The 21914-nt window shown below is 48.3% G+C and carries 21 protein-coding genes; 13 read left to right on the forward strand and 8 right to left on the reverse strand.

The genetic code is table 11. The features are described 5' to 3' along the window. The first annotated feature begins 37 nt into the window (after positions 1-37). From MKY85_RS28145 to MKY85_RS28165, 5 genes are all read left to right on the forward strand, one after another. The gene (locus MKY85_RS28145; RefSeq protein ID WP_342571317.1) at positions 38-409 is read left to right on the forward strand and encodes a CidA/LrgA family holin-like protein; all 372 of its coding nucleotides are present in this window, start codon (positions 38-40) and stop codon (positions 407-409) included. After that, entirely contained in the window at positions 406-1086 is a 681-nt protein-coding gene (locus MKY85_RS28150; protein WP_339238508.1) for an LrgB family protein, read from the forward strand. Before MKY85_RS28145 ends, MKY85_RS28150 begins: the two co-directional genes overlap by 4 nt. A 105-nt stretch (positions 1087-1191) precedes the next feature. Next, entirely contained in the window at positions 1192-1710 is a 519-nt protein-coding gene (locus MKY85_RS28155; protein WP_047840820.1) for an AbrB/MazE/SpoVT family DNA-binding domain-containing protein, read from the forward strand. A gap of 127 nt (positions 1711-1837) precedes the next feature. Continuing rightward, positions 1838-2533, forward strand: coding sequence for a Crp/Fnr family transcriptional regulator (locus MKY85_RS28160; protein ID WP_342571318.1), 696 nt, complete (start codon positions 1838-1840; stop codon positions 2531-2533). A 77-nt stretch (positions 2534-2610) separates the two neighbouring features. Continuing rightward, positions 2611-3450: a DNA alkylation repair protein gene (locus tag MKY85_RS28165; RefSeq protein WP_342571319.1), complete on the forward strand. Its 840-nt coding sequence runs from the start codon at positions 2611-2613 to the stop codon at positions 3448-3450. A gap of 50 nt (positions 3451-3500) precedes the next feature. On the opposite strand, the gene MKY85_RS28170 is transcribed toward MKY85_RS28165, so the two are convergent. Then, on the reverse strand, positions 3501-3881 hold the full coding sequence (locus MKY85_RS28170; RefSeq protein WP_339238516.1) for a DoxX family protein: 381 nt from the start codon (positions 3879-3881) through the stop codon (positions 3501-3503). 423 nt (positions 3882-4304) lie between these two features. Here MKY85_RS28170 and MKY85_RS28175 point away from each other — a divergent pair, with 423 nt between their 5' ends. After that, positions 4305-4604 carry a helix-turn-helix domain-containing protein gene (locus MKY85_RS28175; protein WP_026081419.1) on the forward strand — a complete coding sequence of 100 codons (300 nt, stop codon included), beginning with the start codon at positions 4305-4307 and terminating at the stop codon, positions 4602-4604. A gap of 107 nt (positions 4605-4711) precedes the next feature. Here MKY85_RS28175 and MKY85_RS28180 read toward each other — a convergent pair whose 3' ends face one another. From MKY85_RS28180 to MKY85_RS28200, 5 genes are all read right to left on the reverse strand, one after another. Next, positions 4712-5716, reverse strand: coding sequence for a Gfo/Idh/MocA family oxidoreductase (locus MKY85_RS28180; protein ID WP_342571320.1), 1005 nt, complete (start codon positions 5714-5716; stop codon positions 4712-4714). 68 nt (positions 5717-5784) lie between these two features. Then, positions 5785-7395, reverse strand: a complete 1611-nt coding sequence (locus tag MKY85_RS28185; RefSeq protein ID WP_339261543.1) for an FAD-dependent oxidoreductase — start codon at positions 7393-7395, stop codon at positions 5785-5787. Positions 7396-7840: 445 nt separating this feature from the next. Beyond that, complete coding sequence (gene glpK, locus MKY85_RS28190; protein ID WP_342571321.1) at positions 7841-9328, reverse strand: glycerol kinase GlpK; 1488 nt, start codon at positions 9326-9328, stop codon at positions 7841-7843. Positions 9329-9356: 28 nt separating this feature from the next. After that, positions 9357-9926 carry a glycerol-3-phosphate responsive antiterminator gene (locus tag MKY85_RS28195; protein ID WP_339257819.1) on the reverse strand — a complete coding sequence of 190 codons (570 nt, stop codon included), beginning with the start codon at positions 9924-9926 and terminating at the stop codon, positions 9357-9359. A 195-nt stretch (positions 9927-10121) separates the two neighbouring features. Beyond that, positions 10122-10889: a GTP cyclohydrolase II gene (locus MKY85_RS28200; RefSeq protein WP_339257820.1), complete on the reverse strand. Its 768-nt coding sequence runs from the start codon at positions 10887-10889 to the stop codon at positions 10122-10124. A gap of 360 nt (positions 10890-11249) precedes the next feature. Between MKY85_RS28200 and MKY85_RS28205 the strand changes: the two genes are divergently transcribed. The 4 genes from MKY85_RS28205 (at position 11250) to gntK (ending at position 16198) form a co-directional block, all read left to right on the forward strand. Next, positions 11250-12485, forward strand: a complete 1236-nt coding sequence (locus tag MKY85_RS28205; RefSeq protein ID WP_342573495.1) for an extracellular solute-binding protein — start codon at positions 11250-11252, stop codon at positions 12483-12485. Between the two features lie 159 nt (positions 12486-12644). Beyond that, positions 12645-13511 carry a sugar ABC transporter permease gene (locus MKY85_RS28210; protein WP_339243235.1) on the forward strand — a complete coding sequence of 289 codons (867 nt, stop codon included), beginning with the start codon at positions 12645-12647 and terminating at the stop codon, positions 13509-13511. A 20-nt stretch (positions 13512-13531) separates the two neighbouring features. Beyond that, the gene (locus MKY85_RS28215) at positions 13532-14359 is read left to right on the forward strand and encodes a carbohydrate ABC transporter permease (RefSeq protein WP_342571322.1); all 828 of its coding nucleotides are present in this window, start codon (positions 13532-13534) and stop codon (positions 14357-14359) included. A gap of 288 nt (positions 14360-14647) precedes the next feature. Beyond that, a complete protein-coding gene (gene gntK / locus MKY85_RS28220; RefSeq protein ID WP_342571323.1) occupies positions 14648-16198 on the forward strand; it encodes a gluconokinase in 1551 nt (516 codons plus the stop codon). Between the two features lie 835 nt (positions 16199-17033). On the opposite strand, the gene MKY85_RS28225 is transcribed toward gntK, so the two are convergent. Continuing rightward, positions 17034-17423: a nuclear transport factor 2 family protein gene (locus MKY85_RS28225; RefSeq protein WP_237177210.1), complete on the reverse strand. Its 390-nt coding sequence runs from the start codon at positions 17421-17423 to the stop codon at positions 17034-17036. A 184-nt stretch (positions 17424-17607) separates the two neighbouring features. Between MKY85_RS28225 and MKY85_RS28230 the strand changes: the two genes are divergently transcribed. From MKY85_RS28230 to MKY85_RS28240, 3 genes are all read left to right on the forward strand, one after another. Continuing rightward, positions 17608-17904, forward strand: coding sequence for a metalloregulator ArsR/SmtB family transcription factor (locus tag MKY85_RS28230; protein WP_339238528.1), 297 nt, complete (start codon positions 17608-17610; stop codon positions 17902-17904). A 72-nt stretch (positions 17905-17976) separates the two neighbouring features. After that, the gene (locus MKY85_RS28235; RefSeq protein ID WP_342571324.1) at positions 17977-18792 is read left to right on the forward strand and encodes a hypothetical protein; all 816 of its coding nucleotides are present in this window, start codon (positions 17977-17979) and stop codon (positions 18790-18792) included. 120 nt (positions 18793-18912) lie between these two features. After that, the gene (locus MKY85_RS28240; protein WP_339308800.1) at positions 18913-19872 is read left to right on the forward strand and encodes an MraY family glycosyltransferase; all 960 of its coding nucleotides are present in this window, start codon (positions 18913-18915) and stop codon (positions 19870-19872) included. Between the two features lie 104 nt (positions 19873-19976). Here the strand turns inward: MKY85_RS28240 and cydC are convergent, their stop codons facing one another. Continuing rightward, on the reverse strand, positions 19977-21914 hold the full coding sequence (cydC, locus tag MKY85_RS28245) for a thiol reductant ABC exporter subunit CydC (RefSeq protein WP_342571325.1): 1938 nt from the start codon (positions 21912-21914) through the stop codon (positions 19977-19979).

Genomic DNA, 21914 nt, shown 5'->3' on the forward strand with positions numbered 1-21914 from the left:
TTAAACGATTACGTTGATGATACAAGGAGGGATTGAAGTGAAAAAATGGGGCCTTGGTATTGCACAGGTTGCGCTCTTAATGGTTTTTTCACTGCTTATGGACCTGCTGGCCCGTACTCTCCATCTTCCTGTACCGGGTTCGATTCTCGGTATGGCCGTGCTATTCATTCTGCTTCAGACCCGTGTCGTAAAGCTGCGCTGGATTGAAGTTGGAGCTGCATGGCTGCTCGGAGAACTACTATTATTTTTCATCCCGTCAGCCGTTGGCATCATGAACTATATGCCCATGTTGGAGCATGACGGATTGCAGATTTTATTCATCGTACTACTTAGCACTTTCCTGGTCATGTCCTGCACAGGACTCGTTGCTACACGAATTGCGAAACGAAAGGAGCGTCACACTGGATGATTGGATTCCTCTGCCTGTTGTTAACCGTCGGGATCTATGCGGTAGCCAAACGAATGTATCGCAACCTGCCAAAAGTGTATCTGTCTCCGTTGCTCATTACGCCGCTTCTTGTCGTTGGCGTATTGCTCGCAACCGGAACGGATTATACCACGTATAGCAGTGGTGGCAAATGGCTGAGTCTGTTGCTTCAACCGGCCACCGTGGCTTTTGCTGTACCACTGTATACTTTTTTCCATGTACTCAAAAAACATATCTCCGAGATTGTCTTCAGTGTCATGACCGGATCGGTGGTTGCCGTGCTGTCTTCTGCCCTGCTTGCCAAATGGCTGCAACTGGATTCAGGACTGATCCATAGCTTGATCCCACGTTCTATCACCACCCCAATTGCCATGAACGTCTCCGCTACAATCGGCGGCATTCCTGCGGTGACAGCTGTTTTCGTTATTATGACCGGCCTGCTCGGGGTGATTATGGGACCTTCTATCGTCAAGATGCTGCGCATCGATGGGGAAATTGCACGAGGCACACTGTTTGGAACCGGTGCCCATGGCACAGGAACATCCAAAGCGTTTGAACTGAGTTCCCTGACAGGTACCATCTCCAGCATCTCCATGGTGCTCGCCGCATTATTCACTTTAGCCGTTGCACCGATCCTTTCCAAACTTATTTTCCCATAATAGATGGAATTATCCCACTTTTTTGAAATATTATTGTTGTATTAAAGCCCTTTCTTCCTTACAATAAGGACAGGTTTTAATTGTGAATATTGCGGGGGAGATGCGATGAAAAGAACCGGAATGAAGAGATCTCTGGACCGTCTTGGACGAATTGTCCTTCCCAAAGAAATGCGGGATACGATGGAAATCCATATCGGCGATCCGCTTGAGTTTTTCATTGAAGGGAAAGAGTTGATTTTAAGAAAGTACAAATCAACATTATGTATTTTTTGCGGTGATGTAGATACGGAAATGTATTTCAAAGAACAATTCATCTGCCGGACTTGTGCAATTCAATTAAAACACCCGGATGACTCTCCCGACTGGTTCGTACCTCAGAACAAACAGGCTCCTGCACCCGTGGAGCGTCCTGCTTCCAAATCCGCCCCTGTCTCATCTCCCGCTAGGGAAGAAGGGACCACAGCTGACAACCAAGAATATCCGGATTTGCGGCCGAAAACGGCACGCATGCTGCAACAAATGAAAGAAATTGTTGAACAGAATCCAGGTTTGGCTCAACAGCAAATTGCGGAAAAGCTTGGCATCAGCCAAGGACGCGTCTCTCAATTAAAAAAGTTACTATAATTAAAATGGCATTCGATCATTTATAGTCAGAAGACCTTCCGATGCCGGAAGTCCCGCTGCAAGAGAACCCGTTGTTTTTCGTGGGTTCTTCTTTTTTTATTTTCATAATGTTATGGGAAGGAATGCTATGGATAAAATTCTGTATTTATCACAATTCGACCTGCTGTCCTCCTTGTCCGAGGCCGACCTGATTGAAATGGATGGGATGACTTCTATCACAACCTTACCTAAAGACAGTCAGATCCAGACACCGGCTACATTTACGGAAGGTTTCTATTTTATAAAACGGGGAAAGGTTCGTTTATATACATTGAGCCCGGAGGGCAAGCAGTTCACGCTTGATATGTTGACGGAAGGTAACGTGTTTGGAGAGATGAATGGAATCTCACTCGGAACACGTGCCGTTTATATCGAAACGATGGAGGAATGTGATATTTGCCTGATGAACAAACCGCGTTTTGAACAGTTTCTGATTGAGCATCCGGAATTTATGATGAGACTGATGAACATACTAAGTGAACGGATCAAGCGAATGAGCGAGTTGACACAGACGCTTGCACTCGGTAACCTGCACGAAAAGGTGATACATAATCTCTTCCGGCTGGCTGAACAGATGGGATGCATCGAAGAAGAGGAGTTCTGCAAGATTCAACTGGCACTTACCCATCAGGAGATTGCCTGGATGGCGGGAGTCACACGGGAATCGGTCACCGTCGCCATGCAAGAGTTAGCTAGAGCAGGCCGTATTCGTACCGGATTCAAATCAGTCTCCCTTCATCGTGACGAAATCGCTACCCTTCGAAAAATCACTGCACAATTGTAAGATGCCTTACATCCCTGTTCTCCGGTAAGTTGTATTGTATAACGCATGAGTCTATACAACCAAGGAGGCGTATACCGTTGGATGCTAAGTCAGATCTGTTTATCCCTGAGGACGTTCTTCTTCGCAAAGGCGCCCGTAAAGCTGCGGAAATCCCGGAGCATATCCGCAATGGGCTACAAGCAGGACACATTGAGTCGGTCAATCTGACCGAATGGCTGGCAGTAGATCATATTTCTCTTTTTGAGAGGGTTACCCATGAATGGGGAATGGATGCCGAAACCGCGGCAATTACTGCACAGTTAAGACACATGAATGAGCAGCGAATTATGAAAATCATCCCGGCCATAGCTATGCAATGGCTTAATCTGTTGAATCGTCTAACCATGAATGAACATACCAATCTCTTTCGTTCCATTGCAGAACATCGTTCAGACAGTATTCGCTGCTGGGCGGCTTATATCATTGGGTTGGATTCCCGGCTCAACCTGACTGAAAAGTTGGAGCGTATTCGCCCCTTTGCAGCAGATCATCACTTTGGTGTAAGGGAAATTGCCTGGATGGCGGTACGGGAGCCCATCTCTGCCGAATTATCCTCCGCTTTGCACGATTTGATCCCATGGAGCGTTGACCCTGATCCACTGATCCGTCGGTTTGCCATAGAATGCATCAGACCTCGTGGTGTATGGGCCAAACATATTCCAGAGTTAAAAGAAAACCCGGCTATGGCCCTTCCCTTGCTTGACGCGGTGAAATCGGATGCTCATAAGTATGTACAGGATTCGGTAAGCAACTGGCTGAACGATGCCGGCAAAACAAATCCCGAGTGGGTCCGGCAGGTCTGTGACACTTGGATTCAGCAGTCCGATACCAAACATACACTGCGAATTATCACACGTGCCAAACGAAGTCTTACATAAAAAGATGACCACCGCTTATTGGCAGTGGTCATCTTCTTGCTGTCTCTCAATTATGCCTGAATCGCATCCATCTGGCCTTCTTCTTCCGCTTCCAATCTGCGCATGCCCACAATCAGGACAATAATGTTAGCTACCAACAACACAGCCGGGAATGGGACCGCAGCATATTGTGCATAGATCAGATGGCTTCCCACGGCTCCAATCAGAATGAATGTCAGTATGCCTGAAGCCAGGATACGAGTCCGTGGAATCAGCAGTCCGACTGCACTAAGCAACTCGGCAGCGCCAAGCAGATACATGGTCCATGTTGGATAAGAGAAACTCTCGAATGTCTGAACCATCATGTCTGCTCCAGTAATTTTATTAAACCCCGTCATGACGAACACACCCGCAAGCACAACCAGAAAAATATAACCCAAAATTTTGTTCATATGTAGATCCTCCTGTGACAAATTATATGTTCCTACTATGTAATGAATATTTTTGCTGTACATTGTAAAAAAAAACTATGTAAAAGTTCCCAAAGGGTCACTCTGTTTTCAAGCGTTTAGCCCAGTTCCATTTTCAAAATAGTACGCGTTCATATTATACGTATTATTTATCACCAACTTACTTTTATGAAGTTAGTATATAATAATAATATAATTTCTTCAAGTAATTTCTCACCATATGATGTATAATACATACAAAAGGTATGTTACAGTATATTTTGTAGTAACCCTCATTTACTTGAATGTTCTACCATTCCAAAAGTGGCAGAAACCATGTCCTTTCATATACAACTGTGAAGAAAATGATCATGAAGCGAGGTGAATACGTTGAAACTGAGAAAAGTAAAAGCACCAAGTCCCTGTATGATTACTCAGGCGATAGACATTATAGGCAAGAAATGGGTTCTGTTGATCATGTACCAACTGTTGTCCGGACCCAAACGGTTCACGGAGCTTGAAGCAGAGATGGCGATCAGTGGACGACTTTTATCGGAGAGATTGAAGGAAATGGAGACGGAAGGCATTGTAACCCGGCACATGTTTCCGGAGATTCCTCCTCGTGTAGAGTATGAATTAACACCCAAAGGCAGAGCGATTGAACCTGTCATTGATCAGATCTACAGCTGGTCTTCCGACTGGTTGAAACAGCAGAAATCCGAGTAATTTGAATGCCGATCCATTCATGTCCGCTCGACACAAATACGCCTGAATCAGGCTGATCTACCGATCAGTTTCTGATTCAGGCGTATTTATATTACGTTCAACCTTGATTAATGAGAGAGATGCTTTGAGGGCTGAAGCTTGACAGGCAGACCGGAATCAGCCGATGCCAACGCCGCCGTCGTAATCTCCTGTGTACGGCAGGCATCCGCATAATCGGACAGGATTCGTGAACGGTCCCCGGTACGCAGGGCATGAATGAACGCTTCATTCTCACGCTCGTATGGATTAGGTCCTGCCGAAATCTCCAGTCCTGCCATCGCATGTGTTGCGGCACTTGGCAGAAGCAAACGTTCCGGTGTCCAGTCCCACACACCTGCATCCGTGTAGAATTGGAGTCCTGCGCCGCCCTCTCCGTCTGGCAACAGACAGGTATTGGCGATGCTTGCAATCGCTCCACTTTCCAGCTTGAGCGTCACATTCGCCACATCGGCAACGCTGACATGTTCATGTTTCTCATGCATGCTTCGCTGAGCTGCTACAGCATATACCTCTGTAACTTCTCCTGCACAATACCGAAGCAAGTCTACAATATGTGTAGTCTGCTCTACGAATTGTCCTCCAGAACCCTCCTGACGCCGCCACCAGGCAACCCCTGGCATTCCGCCCATCCAGCGGCCAAGAGCCATGCCAACAGTCTGTTCTTTCATCGCTTGTTGCATTACTTGAGCAGCCTCCTGATAACGGAAATGGTATCCGACAGAGGTTAACAATCCGCTCTTCTGCACCTGATCCAACACCTGACGTGGCACGTCCATTCCGGTGCTCAATGGTTTCTCCACCAGGAATGGAATACCGCGGCGGATTAATTCGGACTCTATCGATCCGTGAGACATCGGAGGCACACAGATATATACCGCATCCAACTTCTCACCATCCAGCATATGTTCAAGTTCCCCGTAACCAACAGCATCATAGACGGAGGCCATGGCCTCTGCCTTTTCCAACGTTGTTCCACAGACACTCGCGACACGAACACCTTCCATTCGTGCGAGAATATCCGCGTGCACCTTACTGAACCAGCCTGTTCCAATGATTCCGATCTGTAATGTCATGGATGTAATCCCCTCTCTATGTTACACGCTTACATGTTCCATTCGACTCTCGGCCTTGAAATCCTGCCTTAGATTTTTCCGGATGCTTCCAGCAACAGCTGATTCAGTTCCTGTGTGTGCTTGACCGTTTGTTCTTCCGACCAGTTCAAACAATCGGCCATATACGAGATAACCGCTGTTTTATAGCGACGTACTTCATCAATGCAGAAGAATAAATGACCTGTTCTTCGTACCAAAAAGTCAGACGGGGTTACAGCCATCTCTTCATCAATCGCGTAACGCAGCATCAACAGTAGCTCCTGTGGCATGCCATGGAGCTCAGCCTTGGTGCGGGGATCAGGCATTCGCTCATACAGTGCTTTTACATTGGAACCATACGTGCGAACCAGCCGCTCTGCGGCAGGCCGAGTAAGCCCCAAAGCGACACCATCCTTGATCTTGCGCTCCGCATACGATACAAATCCAGCCGAACCGCCTACGTCACCGCCGGAGATGGGCATCTTCTTCGTTACGCATGGGCCTATGTTATGTCCACTCTCCTGCTCCATCTGGCGTGCGACCAGATCAACGACCATCTCGGCCATTTTACGGTATCCGGTCAATTTGCCCCCGGCAATCGTAATCAGATTGGAATCAGAGACCCAGACTTCATCTTTACGTGAGATTTCGGAGGGATTCTTGCCTTCCTCATGAATAAGTGGACGCACACCCGCCCATCCGGATTCCACGTCTTCGATACCAATGTGTACATCTGGAAACATGCCATTGATTGCATCAATTACATAATCTCGATCCGATTCGGAGATTTGCGGGTGTGCAGGATCGTCCTGATATACGGTGTCGGTTGTTCCGACATAGGTTTTGCCATCACGTGGGACAGCAAACACCATTCGACCATCTGGTGTATCAAAATAGACTGCCTGCCTCAATGGGAATCGTTCACCATCAAAGACCAGATGAATGCCTTTGGTCATCTGCAGCGTTTTCCCCTGGCGCGAGCCATCCAATTCCCGCAGACCGTCCACCCATGGACCGGAAGCGTTGATCACCTTGCTTGCTTTCAGCGTATAATTCTGCCCATTGATCTGATCGATGGCCTGAATACCTGTAATTTGGCCATCCTCCTTCAGAAAACCCGTCGCCTTGACATAGTTCACTGCCTGTGCCCCGCGTTTAACAGCTTCTTTCAACACTTCAATGGTGAGGCGGGCATCGTCAGTCCGGTACTCCACATAGAGTCCACCACCCAATAACCCCTGTTTGCGCAATAAAGGTTCACAATCTGACACCGCTCCAGCATTCAACATTTGGCGTCGTTCACTGCGCTTCACCCCGGCGAGCCGATCATACACCATCAGTCCAATGGATGTGCTGAATCGGCCGAACGTACCTGCCGTGTAGATCGGTAACAACATCGGTTCCGGTGTTGTCACATGTGGCCCATTTTCATAAACGATAGCCCGCTCCCTTCCTACCTCGGCAACCATCTTCACTTCATATTGTTTCAAATATCGCAATCCGCCATGGACCAGTTTGGTCGAACGACTGGATGTACCCGCTGCAAAATCCTGCATTTCTACAAGTGCTGTCTTCAATCCGCGTGAAACTGCATCCAATGCAATCCCTGCGCCTGTAATCCCACCGCCAATAATTAATATGTCAAAATGTGCATTCGCCATGCCTCGCAAATATTCAGTCCGGTGTGCTGAAGAGAACGTTTCTGTCATTCCTGAACCTCCCATTGATTTCCTTAATGTTTCCGTAAAAAAACAAAAAAAGGACCACGTCATTCGCTCAGCAATTGCTGAGCGGCACGTGGTCCCTCCCGATCTCCAGACATCATTTTTTAACTTGTGCCTTTATCCTATCACAGATTTTTCACGGCGTGAAGTCCTGAAATGACACATTATTCAAAAAATATTCAAAAACCTGTTCTACCAAAGGATGGAATTTCAAATGAATCCACTAACCTTGATTTTTTCCTTATAGTGGGTTTACGTTTCGGCATCTCCAGGAAGAATAACCCTGTAAATCATGCATCATTTTCCACCAGTAAATATCATTTATAACATATGTTTAGTTAAAAAGTACAAATACCCACAATGAGATATATTTTATTTCTTTTTATTTAAAAGCCATCGCCGCTTTCACTGCTCGCTTCCAGCCTGCATACAGTTCTGTCCGCTGATACTCCGCCATAACAGGCTGGAAGACACGCTCCGTATTTTCATGATCGGTCAATTCATCCGCACTCGTCCAATACCCAACCGCCAATCCTGCCAGATAAGCCGCACCCAATGCCGTCGTTTCATTCACCGTTGGGCGTTCGACAGGAATGCCCAGAATATCACTTTGGAATTGCATGAGAAAATCATTCGCTGCCGCTCCCCCATCCACACGCAAAGCATGTACGGAGATACCCGAGTCGGATTCCATGGCCTCCAGTACATCTTTGGTCTGATACGCCAACGCTTCAAGCGTAGCACGGATGAAGTGTTCCTTCGTCGTGCCTCGGGTCAGGCCAAACACCGCACCCTTAACCTCGCTATCCCAATACGGACTGCCCAGCCCCACAAAAGCAGGTACCATATATACGCCGTCCGTTGAAGGCACGCGCGAGGCGTAGTCCTCACTGTCTTTGGATGATCGAAGCATCCTTAATCCGTCACGCAGCCACTGAACCGCTGAACCAGCAACAAAAATACTGCCTTCAAGCGCATATTCAACCTTGCCATTCATCCCCCAGGCAATGGTTGTAATCAGTCCGTGATCGGATTGTACCGGGTTCTCTCCCGTATTCATGAGCATGAAACATCCGGTACCATATGTATTTTTCATACTGCCCTTGGTGTAACATCCCTGACCAAACATCGCTGCCTGCTGATCTCCTGCCGCTCCAGCAATCGGAACCCGATGACCGAAGAAATGATAGTCTGTCGTGTGTGCATATACCTCGGATGAACCTCGCACTTCTGGCAGCATGGCCTTAGGAATGTCGAGGATCTCCAACAATTCGTCATCCCATTGCAGATCATAGATGTTGTACATCAGGGTACGTGAGGCATTGGATATATCCGTGACATGTGTCCCCCCGCTTAGTTTCCAGATCAGCCAGCTATCAATCGTGCCAAACAGTAATTCCCCCTTCTCTGCCCGCTCCCGGGCGCCAGGGACATGATCCAGGATCCATTTGACCTTCGTTCCCGAGAAATAGGGATCGATCAGTAATCCTGTTTTGCTGCGGAAAAGGTCCCCCAGACCTTGCATCTTCAATTCTTCACAGATATCTGCAGTCTGTCTGGACTGCCATACCACTGCATTATAGATCGGTCTGCCTGTTACTTTGTCCCATACCACCACAGTCTCCCGCTGATTGGTAATTCCAATTCCCGCAATCTGGATCGGTTTGATGCCGCTCTCTGCCAGACATGAAGCCATCACGGCAAGAATGGAACTCCAGATTTCGTTGGCATTCTGCTCCACCCAGCCCGGCTTGGGGAAATACTGGGGGAATTCCTGCTGTGCAATGTGCACGATCTCTCCTCCACGGTTAAACAGAATAGCTCGGGAGCTTGTCGTTCCCTGATCCAGAGCCAATATATACTTTTCCATACAGATAACCTCCTGTTGTGGGTTCTTTTTAGGGTGTAAGCGATTTCTCAAAGTGTCGGATCAAATCTGCATTGGATGTGGTCACTGCCGTAGCCCCAACACCAAGCGCAAGTTCAACCTCTTCCGGTGATCGAATCAATCCCCCTGCAATAATAGGGATACCGGTACGCACAGACACTTCCGCAATAATATGCGGAATGACACCAGGTAATACTTCAATATAATCCGGTTGAGTTTTGGCCAGTAACAGATAACTTTTCTCCAGGGCGTGGGTGTCCAGAAGAAAAATACGCTGAATAGCTGTAATCCCTTTCTGCTTCGCTTTCTGAATGACACTTGCACGTGTAGAGATCAGTCCTGCCGGACGAATGTGCTGACACAGATACTCTGCCGCATACTCATCATTCTTCAATCCCTGTACCAGATCTGCATGCAAAAGTATTTTCTTGTCATACCGCTTCGCCTCGTCCATCACACTCTGAAGCTGTGCAATATGGGTTTCCAGCATCACCCCATAGGTATAAGGGCCTTCAATCATCGCTTCAAACTGCTTCATGCTCTTCGCAGCTGGCAATATACGTTGTCCCTCAAATGGCACCTTCGTTCCTCCCGCATTCATCAGATGCCTATATTGTATAATCCGTCCAGTGAGAACGGCAAGCCATTCCGTAAATCAGGAAATGTGGTTGCTTGCCGGCTATCAAGATCGCACCAAAAAGCCGTTGCTGTATTTCTCCTTAATGGAGAGTACAACAACGGCTCCCAGTTAATCGTGCCCTTTAATGAATTATCATTAAGCCTGTGCATGCGGAAGCAGCGTATCTGCCCCAGCCCAGCCATCATTTTCTGCCAAGTGACCAGAACGGTTCACTTTGGTCTGCAGATATTTCTCGTTGAACGCAGAGCGATCGCCCCACAGTGGGACACGTCCGCCAACATTCAATCCCGCTTCCTGCAAGGCAGCCAGCTTCCGTGGATTGTTGGTGATCAATGTAACGGGTGCGGAACGAAGCGCACGTAACACAGCAATCGCATCGTCATAATTACGAGCGTCGTCCGTGAATCCAAGCTGCAAGTTCGCATCTACCGTATCCAGACCCTCTTCTTGCAAAATGTACGCCATCGCTTTGCTGAACAGACCGATACCACGGCCTTCATGGTTCGCAAGATAGAACAGGGCACCTGCTCCGTGAGCGGCGATCATCTTCATGGATTGCTCCAACTGAAAACCGCAATCACAGCGTTTGCTGCCAAAGATATCGCCTGTATGACAGATGCTGTGCATCCGAATTAATGCTTCTTGCGCTTCGGCAAAATCACCATACACCAGAACACTGGATTGTTGGCGCTCTGCCAGTTCAGCAGCAGCGAGAGATTCAATTAACTCGCCGCTCTCCATCGCTTTGTCCGATTTCATCCAGCTATACCACTGAAATGTCTTGGTCTCCCCATCCAGGTTAACCGGAAGCTTGATCGGTCCCACCAGGTATATAAACTCTTTTCCACTCGGAAAAGTCTGAATTTTGGGGGCAAGCAGTTGAATAATATGTGAATTGATCATTGTCGTTCCTCCTGTTTAGGCCACTGTCTGTTGATTGATTCGCATCCAGAGCGAAAATGGATCACTCAGATGTTATATAGTACGTATCTATATTATTCTCATCATCATTAGTTACTTTATGTAAGTTAGTTTAGAATAAAAATTATATTGTGTCAAGTAACTTTTATTTTTAAAGTAACTACCCAATTTATGTTACGCAATGGACACAAATATGTGTTTCATTTTAGGAATATTGGGTATGACTTAATAAACTGCTCATACACTAATGTTGTAGTACAAAGCACTTCATGCCTCGAACTTAACGATGAGGGGGTAATACACATGATCCGCCGGAAAAGAACATGCTGGACAGCCATACTGATGGTCTGCGTCCTGCTCATAAGCGGATGCTCCATCTGGCCCGGACAGGACGATTCAGCGAACAACAAAAAGGTAACGCTTACATTATGGTACTGGAACCGTTCCATTGATGATAAGTTGATTGCCAGGGCTAAAGAAAAGTTCCCCAATATCGAACTGACAGCTCAGAAAATCGGCGGTGATTTCAAAGCAAAGCTCAAAACAACACTCGCTGCACGCTCAGGTGAGCCAGACATTGTTGCACTGAACGACTGGATCATGGAGCTATTCCCCAGTGAGGACCGTTTCTATAATCTGTATGATCTTGGTGCAGGAGATATTGAAGACCAATATCTGCCGTGGAAATGGAAGCAAGGCGTGACGCCAAATGGACAAATGATCGGTTTCCCCATGGATACGGGACCGACAGCCCTCTTCTACCGAGAAGATCTGTTTAAGGAGGCCGGCTTGCCATCTGATCCTGAAGACGTGACACGTCAGATAAACAGCTGGGAGGCCTATGCTGCTGCCGGAGAACAGATCAAGGAAAAATTCGGCGGAAAGGTATTTCTGACCGACAATATTGCAACCGTTTACAATCAGGTCTTATCACAGGCTGCCGAACGTTATTTCCGCCCGGATGGGTCCTTTATCGGTATGGATTCCCCTACTGTGCGCAAGAGCTGGGATACGGCCGTTGCCTTTAAAGAGAAAGGCCTGCTTGCCAATGCAGATGGCTGGACTCCGGGCTGGAACGCAGCGATGAATAACGGTGAAGTGGCCTCGTTCGTGGGTGCTGTCTGGATGAAGCAAGTGCTTCAGGAAGCTGCACCGGATACATCCGGAAAGTGGCGGGTAGCTCGGGCTCCGGGAGGGGATGGCAACAACGGAGGATCATTCCTGTCTATCCTGAAGTCGAGTGAACATCCTCAGGAAGCCTTTGAACTGGTTCGCTGGCTGCAAAGTCCCGAGAATCAGTTGGAGCAATATCAGACACTGAACCTGTTCCCTTCTGCACCAGGTGTATTTGACGACCCTGCCATGAAAGAGAAGGAACCCTTCTTCGGCGGGCAGGCGACCGGTCCTGTATTTGCCGAATCGGCACAGCAAGTGCCGGATGCTTTCTTTGGTGAAAGATACCCCTCTGTACACAACATTATTACGCGAAGGCTGAATGATATCGCGAAGCAAAATGCCAATCCACAGCAGGTTTGGACGGATACGGTACACCGCGTTGAGCGGGAATTGCAGCGGTGAGTATAAAATACAGCGTTATCCTGATTACTGGTCCTGGTTTTATGTGGTCTTGTTATCCGCAAAGGAGGAATTCATATGGCTGTAACTGAACCTCGTCTTACGCCCGATCCTGGCAATACCAGACCTGATCTGGATCGGCAGAAGTCACTCTGGTCCAGAATGTGGGAGCATCGTGCACTTTATGTTGCGATATCGCCTTTTTATATTCTGTTTGCCGTATTTGGCCTATTCCCGATCGGGTTCTCCCTCTATCTGGCTTTTCATAAATGGGATGGCATCGGGATCATGACGTACAACGGGTTTAACAATTTTAAATACATGCTGACCGATGCCGAATTCTGGCAAGCCGTGGGCAACACCTTCATGATCTGGATCTATTCGACGATTCCGATGCTCTTCTTCGCATTGATTATTGCCTTTCTGCTACATGCACCATTTGTGAAGTTCCGTACATTATTTCGGGTCGGTTATTTCCTGCCAAACGTCACGTCCATTGTGGCAGTAGCCATTATCTTCGGTGCCTTATTTGCCAACAATTATGGTTTTCTCAATTATCTGCTGCAATCGGTCGGGCTACCGGTTGTGGAGTGGCTGAATGCACCATGGGGCATCAAAGTTGCGATCTCCTCCATGGTCGTCTGGCGCTGGACCGGATATAACGCCGTTATCTATCTGGCCGGGCTACAGAGTATCCCGCAGACGTTATACGAAGCAGCCAAGATTGACGGGGCATCCGCGATACAGTCCTTCTTCCGCATCACAATCCCGATGCTGCGTCCGGTCATCCTGTTCACGGTCATTACATCAACCATCGGCGGTATGCAGCTGTTCACTGAGCCTCAAGTATTGGTAGGCAATGATGGCGGCGCGGGTGCAGCAGGCATGACGATTGTACTGTACCTCTACCGTGAATCCTTCATTAACAATTACTTCGGATACGGCGCTGCTGTTGGCTGGGGTATGTTCCTCATTATCGCCCTGTTCTCGATTGTGAACTGGAAGCTTGTTCAAGGCAAATCATCCTGATGTGATAAGGGGGAGCGCACATGGCGACCAAACACCTCAAATCGCTGGTGTTGTATACCGGTCTTATCGGGGGCATGCTCATATCCATGTTCCCGTTCTATTGGCTGATTGTAATGTCCACCCGGACAACGTCCGATATCTACAAGTTTCCACCGCAGCTCTGGTTCGGGGGCGAATTGTGGAATAATATTACGCGAGTGTTACAGCAGATTGATTTTTGGGGCGCCTTTCTGAATACGTTGTTTGTGTCGGGCCTCGTGACCATTCTGGTACTGTTTTTTGACTCACTGGCGGGGTTTGCGTTTGCGAAGTTTGAATTTCCCGGCAAAAAGTGGCTTTTCATCTTGCTGCTCGCGACCATGATGGTACCTTCCCAGCTGTCACTGGTGCCCTCCTTCGTGCTGATGGCCACGTTCGGCTGGGTCGGTTCCTTCAAAGCCCTTATTATTCCAGGCATGGTCAATGCCTTCGGGATCTTCTGGATTCGCCAATATGCTACGGAGTCGATTCCGAATGATCTGCTCGATGCAGGACGCATCGACGGCTGTAATTTCTTCCTGCTCTATTGGAACGTGGCGCTGCCGATTCTGCGACCTGCCTTTGCTTTCCTCGGTGCGTTTACCTTTATCGGCGTATGGAACGATTATCTGTGGCCTTTGATCGTCCTGACGGATGAGCGTAAATACACGTTGCAGATTGCGTTGTCTCAATTAAACGGGCTGTATAACACCGACTACGCGATGGTGATCGCAGGTACGTTGCTTGCCGTCATTCCGCTGATTGTCATGTTCCTGTTCATCAGCCGCCAGTTTATTTCGGATATTGCCGCAGGGGCGGTGAAGGACTGAAGATGTGTAAAAGCGATAGCGTGGTCTGATCTATTTTGATCCATCCCTCAAGTCTGATATTCTTATCTATAGTTGAAATAACAGATGCCATATAAGTTGGATGAATAGCGCCACGTGCGCGAAGGGGACAGAAAGAGCCTGAAGAAATGGAATTAAAAGCTTTCTGAAGGAAAGCTACTTCGAAAGCATATACTTCGCATTTACGCGATCGGAAGGCTTTCTGTACCCGAAGTGTTAACGTGTAACAGCATTCTTTCACTTATATATTTAAGAAAGAGGGATGACAAAATGGCTTCTTCACCCTATATGATCGGCGTAGATATCGGCACAACCTCCACCAAGGCCGTCTTGTTCGAGCAGAACGGCACCATTGTGGCTCAAGGCAGTGCCGATTATCCGCTGCACACCCCCACACCTGCGATTGCGGAGCAAGATGCGGAAGATATTTTCAAAGCAGTCATTACATCGGTTAAACAGGCTACCTCTAAAGCGGGAGTTAAGCCTGAAGACATTCTGTTTGTATCGTTTAGTTCGGCCATGCACAGTATTCTGCCTGTCGATCAACACGGCACACCACTGATGCGAGCCATGACATGGGCAGATAATCGCAGTGCCGAGTGGACCGAAGTACTCAAATCGGAGATGAATGGTCACGAAATCTATCTGAGAACTGGCACACCGATTCACCCGATGTCCCCACTCACCAAGATCATGTGGCTCACCCGGGATCAACCGGAACTGTTTAGACAGACGCACAAATTCATATCCATGAAAGAATATGTTTTCTATAAATTATTTTCTGAATACGTCATCGACCACTCCATGGCCTCCGCCACCGGACTCATGAATCTGGAGAAACTCGACTGGGATGCAGAAGCACTCCATGTGGCGGGCATCACGCCGGAACACCTATCCCGATTGGTACCGACCACCCATGTGCTCAAACATGGATTGCATCCGGAGTACGCCAAGGAGATGGGCATTGCGTTCACCACACCGTTTGTCATCGGGGCCAGTGATGGCGTGCTCTCCAATCTGGGCGTTAACGCCATCGATCCAGGCGTTGTAGCCGTGACCATTGGTACCAGTGGAGCGATTCGTACCGTCGTGGATAAACCGGTGACCGATCCGAAAGGACGCTTCTTCTGTTATGCACTCACAGAGGATGCATGGGTGATTGGCGGACCCGTGAACAACGGCGGTGTTATTTTCCGCTGGATACGGGACGAGTTTGCGGCTTCCGAGGTAGAGACCGCGAAACGACTTGGCATTGATCCGTATGAAGTGCTCACGCGTGTTGCGGAAAATGTACCTCCGGGTTCGGAAGGGCTCTTGTTCCATCCGTACATGACGGGTGAGCGGGCTCCACTCTGGAATCCCAATGCACGCGGTTCGTTCTTTGGCCTGACGCTGCATCATAAGAAAGAACATATGATTCGCGCTGCGCTCGAAGGTGTATTGTTCAACCTGTACACGGTTATGTTAGCAATTGAAGAAAAGATCGGTCGTCCGAAAAAGATTCAGGCGACAGGCGGCTTCGCCCGCTCCGAGTTGTGGCGCCAGATGATGGCGGATATTTTCGATCAGGATGTCATCATCCCCGAAAGTATTGAAAGCTCCTGTCTCGGCGCAGCCGTACTGGGCTTGTACGCCCTTGGCCGCATTGATTCCCTGAGCGCCGTCTCCGGCATGATCGGATCAACGCACAGACACCAGCCGGACCCGGACAGTGTCCGTGTCTACCGGGAACTGCTGCCGATCTTCATCCGCATCTCCCGCAAATTCGAAGAAGAGTATGCGGATATCGCTGCTTTTCAGAACAAGACGATGCAGGGATAGGCAATGCGGGAAGATGACCGGAGAACTGGTCAGTTTAAGTTTCGAGGGTTGGGGTTTGGTTGTTGGGTTTGGTTATTGGGTTTGGTTATTGGGTTAGGTCTGGGGGTTGGGATTGGAGATTTGGAGCGTTTGAGGCTTAGAGCGGGGTTAAAAGGCTCAATGTTACACGTTGGAGAGTCAAAACGTTGAACATGGAGCAGCTAACGAATCGTAGACGTCTTATTTGCAGCTTTTAGCGTGTTTTAAAAATCTAACGAATCTGAGACGCCTTATATCAGCTTACATGGGCGCAAAACTACGCTAGAACCTAATATGTTGATCATTAACGTGTCTGTGATTCGTTAGGATTTTGATTTTGCGAAATATCCTCCAATAGCTCGTCTCAGGTTCGTTACATTGAAAGAACATCGTTTCCATGTTGCGCGTCTCAGGTTCGTAAGAATTGCCGGCCCCTCGCCACCACGCAGCGAATCACCATCTCCTTCGCTACATCCGGCTCAAATTAACATTCGACTATTACATTTGACTCTAACGAGTACGTTTATGCACATTCATGAGGGCCGTCTCGCCATGCTTACGACATGCGGGACGGTCTTTTTCATGCACAGTTTTTCAGGTACGTAATTTCATTACAGTGTTTTGGTGCATCCATTTCCCTGTAGGAACTGTGCGATCAGAGTGATGAAGCTCTCGTTCTCAGTGCCTTCTAATTAACTAAAAGCGCTACAGAAAAAAGCCCACAGCATGAAAAACTGTGGACCTTAAGTGTGGCTATCTTTTTAGTAATTCAAATTTCTGGATTTTCATTCATCAAACTGAAATCGCTAGATTTTATTTACTGATTATACTTGCTGAATGCATTCTGATCGGCCTGTACATTCTCCAGATACACAATCTGCCCCGCATCATTCACACGCGCGATATCAATGCCTGCTTTGGCATATACCGTTCCGTCTGCCGCTTGTCCGCATACCGCCCAGTTGGTTTGGTAACTGCCGTCAGGCTGCTGCACCCACGCGTCCCACATATGTTTTACGTCCTTATTGTACTCGTAGAAAGCTTTCATAAAACCATCGAACCCTGTGCGACTGGTACCATTAAGTACAATTTCTGCGTCCGGTGTAAACAGGGACAACAGATCTTCCATGGCGCGCTCGTCTGTACGTGAAGCATCAAATAAACGGAAGTAGTTGTTCAACATTGTAGTGGTATTTGTAGTACTCATATATATTCCTCCTAGAATAAAAAGCCGATTTCCAATCCTTCAGTTCGAATAATTTCGAACTAACTGAAAAGAAATGTAACACACTTCCTATACTGCCCGCAAGAGATAGTTCGAAATTTTTCAAACATTGAAAGAAAAAGCCGAATATGCTAACGTCATAGATATGAGAACTCCAACGATACCTATGGCTTCGGAACTGAAGCTGACTACGGTCTGCAATGCACTCGGTGATCCGATCCGTATGAAAATTGCACACTGTCTGGCCAGTTCTGGCGAGAAAAACTGTTCCGCCTTCGAAGTAGACCATATTTCCAAATCCACATTGTCCCATCACATCAAAATTTTACGTGAAGCTGGCGTGATCCAGCCACGCATTGAAGGTAAACAGCACTTTTATTCCCTGCGAAAGGAAGAACTAAACTCACGTTTTCCAGGTCTCGTCGAGATGATTCTGAATACAACCGAGGAATATGCACATTAAAGTAAGCAAGTCTGGGATCGATTGAAGAACCACATTTATCATGATGGTATATCCATAAAGGAGGCTAACTATATGGACAAAAAAGCGGCAAAGATACTGCTGAGCACATTCTGGGGAGGTGGCGGCTGGAAAACAGCTTCTATCCCGTTCTCCGGGGATGAATTTGAGTATGCCAAAAGCAAAGGCGTTATGTTCGACCCACTCACGATTACGCATGACGAGATTGTTCAGCGTCTATACGACATACATCAGGATGACTCGTTCAAGGAGCGGGTAATATCGGCCTTTCTACATAGTCTGTCCACCAAAAAAGTTTACCTGCGCAGCGCATTATCCAGCTGGGCTTTAACATCGAACATGCCTCTGCATACCTATGCGGAACGCCCTGCCCTTCACCCTAACACCAGTGCCTGCGGGGATTGTAATTACCTGCGTTTGCAGTCAGACAAGGAATATTCCAACGTCGATTTAAACGTCTTGAACTTTGAACGGATCAAGTGGGGCGGCGTGCGTCATGGCTGGCTTCTCTATTGCCTTATGGATTTGGAATTACTGCGCAAGGACAACGATACAAGCTATGAAGTAACCCCTGAAGACCAAGCTATCCTGGTAAAGCTGCTTGAAGCAGCTCAGACGGAAGACCCCAAGGACAGTGCACGCTCACTGGAGAAAAAGTGGAAAGATATCTTGCCTTCCAACAAACAGGAGCGGGATGCCCTGCTGGAAATCTGGGCGGCAGCTGGAATATTGGTTCCTGGAGATAACCCGCGAAAAGGCAAGGGTGGTTCCGGTGATTTCATCTTTGCAGCAACCTGGCAAGGTGATGATGGATATCATGCAGAAACCGTAAAACAATATTTCGGCTCCTATCTTCCTCAAATGCGATAAAATCTGAACTTTGGCTCACCTTTTTTCGTACGTCTGGTTACAATAATGACATCGACAGATTTCCTGTTTAACTCGTATAATAAGGAGAATTTGGTAGATGGGAGTGAAACAAGCGAGTTTATGGTATACATACTGGCTTTTATAGTGTCTTTTGCTGTCGTGGTTCTGCTTATTCCGCCGCTTGGTCGACTGGCTCACCGGCTCGATTTTGTGGACAAGCCTCGGGAGGATGTGGAGCGTAAGCTGCACAGGCAACCGATCCCGCTCACGGCGAGTTACGCGATATTTACTGGATTTTTCCTGACATACATTGCTCTGACCAAAGAAATCACATGGGAAACGGCGGCTCTGGTCGCTGGTGGTATGCTTCTGCTAACGATTGGTACCGTCGACGACTGGTACAAAACTAAAGGCAAAGATTTTCCTGCCCTGCCCAAGATGCTCGTACAAGTCTCTGCGGCAGTGCTCGTATTCGCTTCAGGCATTGCGTTCACCGGATTCGTGAATCCCTTCAACGCGGAATATGTTATGCTCCCGATCTGGCTGCAATTCATTCTCACGATCCTGTGGATCTTTGGGGTGACAACCGTCATCAACTTCTCGGACGGCATGGACGGACTGGCCGGCGGATTATCGGCCATTTCGGCGATTACCTTGTTCATCGTGGCCCTGGCCAAAGGACAAAGTGACTCCGCACTCATGTCGATCACTCTGGTTGGTGTGACAATAGGTTATCTGAAGTACAACAAAGCTCCTGCCAAAGTGTTTATGGGTGATGCAGGTGCTACGTTCCTCGGCTTCATTCTGGCAGTTATCGCTCTGGATGGTGCATTCAAACAAGCGACCATGTTGTCCATCTTCATTCCAATTTTGGCGCTCGGTGTACCAATCTTCGATAACATCTTTGTCGTGATCAAACGCTTCATTCAAGGTAAAGCAATCTACCAGGCCGATGCGAGTCAAGCCCATTATCGACTGCTGCGTGCCGGATTGAATCACAAACAGGTGGTTGCTGTGCTCTATCTCGTCAGCACTTGTCTGTGCCTTTCCTCCATCATATTGATGTTGGTAGAGATGTAAGTATCCGCAACAACGCGGTCATATCATTGAAAAAGAGACGAGTCCAAGATTTCTTGGCTCGTCTCTTTGTTATGTTTATCTGATTCGCGCTCACTGGCTCACACTTATCTCGAAGCCGCCGGCGGCAACGGTTGTTCATGTTGCTGCCGCCCTGTCCATCCCGGCCGATCAAGTTCAATGAGACGGCGGTATCGCTCTTCCCCAGCCAGCAGTTGTTCGTGAGAACCCTGCATGGCAATCTGTCCATTTTCCATAAAAATAAGTTCGTCCATCTGTTCCGCACCAATCAGGTGATGGGTGACCCAGATCATCGTTTTGCCTTGCAAGCTGTCCAGAATGGTGCGCATCAGTTCACGTTCCGTCACGGGATCAAGCCCCACGGTTGGTTCATCGAATATCACAACAGGTGTCTCCCGGAGCAGTACCCGGGCAAGTGCAATTCGTTGTCTTTCCCCACCTGAGAAACGCAGACCCGTCTCCAGCATCGGTGTATCATATCCCTGCGGCAAGGATTCAATCAGACCGGATAAACCGACTTGGGCAGCCACCTGACGAATCTCCTCATCCGTTGCATGTGGACGACCAATCCGTAAATTATTGGCTACCGTGGTATCGAACAGGTGTGGGCTCTGATTCAGCACTGCGATGACATCAGGCACACTCTCATCCAGCGTCTGCACGGGTGCATTATTGATCAGAATGTTCCCCGCAGACGGAAGCAAGGCACCCTGAATGAGCTTCAACAATGTCGACTTGCCGCCACCGCTTCGCCCAAGGATAGCTAATCGTTTGCCTTGCGGCAAATGAAGGGAGATATCCTGCACAGCGTAAGGATCATCCGGTGCATAGCGATAACTAACGCGATTGATCTCGATGTCTGTTCTTAGTTTGGGCGGAATGCGCAGACGAATTCGTCTGTGTTGAGTATCATCTGTAGCGGGTAAGAATTCTGATGGCTGTCTAGCCGCAAGTTTGCTGTTTTTTACTGCAGAGATCGACTCGCCTTTTCCGCCAACATCACCCACTCCCGTCTGCCCCGGAAGGTCCGGATTCCCTTCCAGCTGTTTCAAGCGGTCCAGTGATTCCTGGTACTGTGGAAGATGCTCCACAGCATCCCCTACTGGCAGAAGTGATTCCGTGAGCGGAAATAACACCAACACAAAAGCAGCAATCATCACGACAGGTAATTGTCCGACAGAAGCGGCATTTCCGGCCCATACTGTAACTGATACGACCATCAAGCCAATGACACACTGGGCCATCAGATCACGCCAACGTGTCCAGCGCCGCAACTTGCGACGAACCATGTCGACCTGTTCTTCCGCCTCTTCCTGCTGCTGGACAAATTCGGTTGCTCGTCCACTTGCAAGCCAATCTCCCAGTCCAAGCACACCGTCAGTCAGACGGGTATACAACCTGCTGTTTTCCTTTTTCAGCCGCACACGCCATTTCCACGTCACTTTCAGGGAAATCGCAGGTAGCGCGGCAACAAGGAATAACATATACAAGCCCATCCACACCGCAAATCCCAGATCCACATTGCCAAAAGCAATCACAGCCCCGCCGTACATTACAAGCGCAGTTACAGCGGGAAAGACGGTACGTAGATAAATATCCTGCAACCGCTCCACATCATCGGCGAGTGCTCCAAGTACATCTCCGGTCTGCATGCGAGAACGCAAGAACAGGGCCTGTGGCTCCAGAATGCGATATAACTTCACCCGTTGATCGGCCAATACCCGCAGTACGGCATCATGTCCTGCCAAGCGCTCGATATATCGAAACACCGCGCGGAATATTCCAAATGCACGTACACCTACGATGGGGACATATACCATCAGAATATTTTCAGGACGCAGTGCAGACTTGGAGATCAGAAATCCGGAGGTAAACAGCAGTAGTACCGCACACAGTGCAGCACAAGTGCCTAACGCAATGACTGCGATGAATCTCCAGCGGTACTGTGCCACATACGGAGCAATCCAGCTATTTTTTTCTTTGCCGTTAAGGACGGTCTCCATATGTTCATATCCGAACTTCAT

Origin of the sequence: Paenibacillus sp. FSL R5-0749, assembly GCF_038595085.1 — a bacterium.
In the GTDB taxonomy this organism is placed as follows: Bacteria; Bacillota; Bacilli; order Paenibacillales; family Paenibacillaceae; genus Paenibacillus.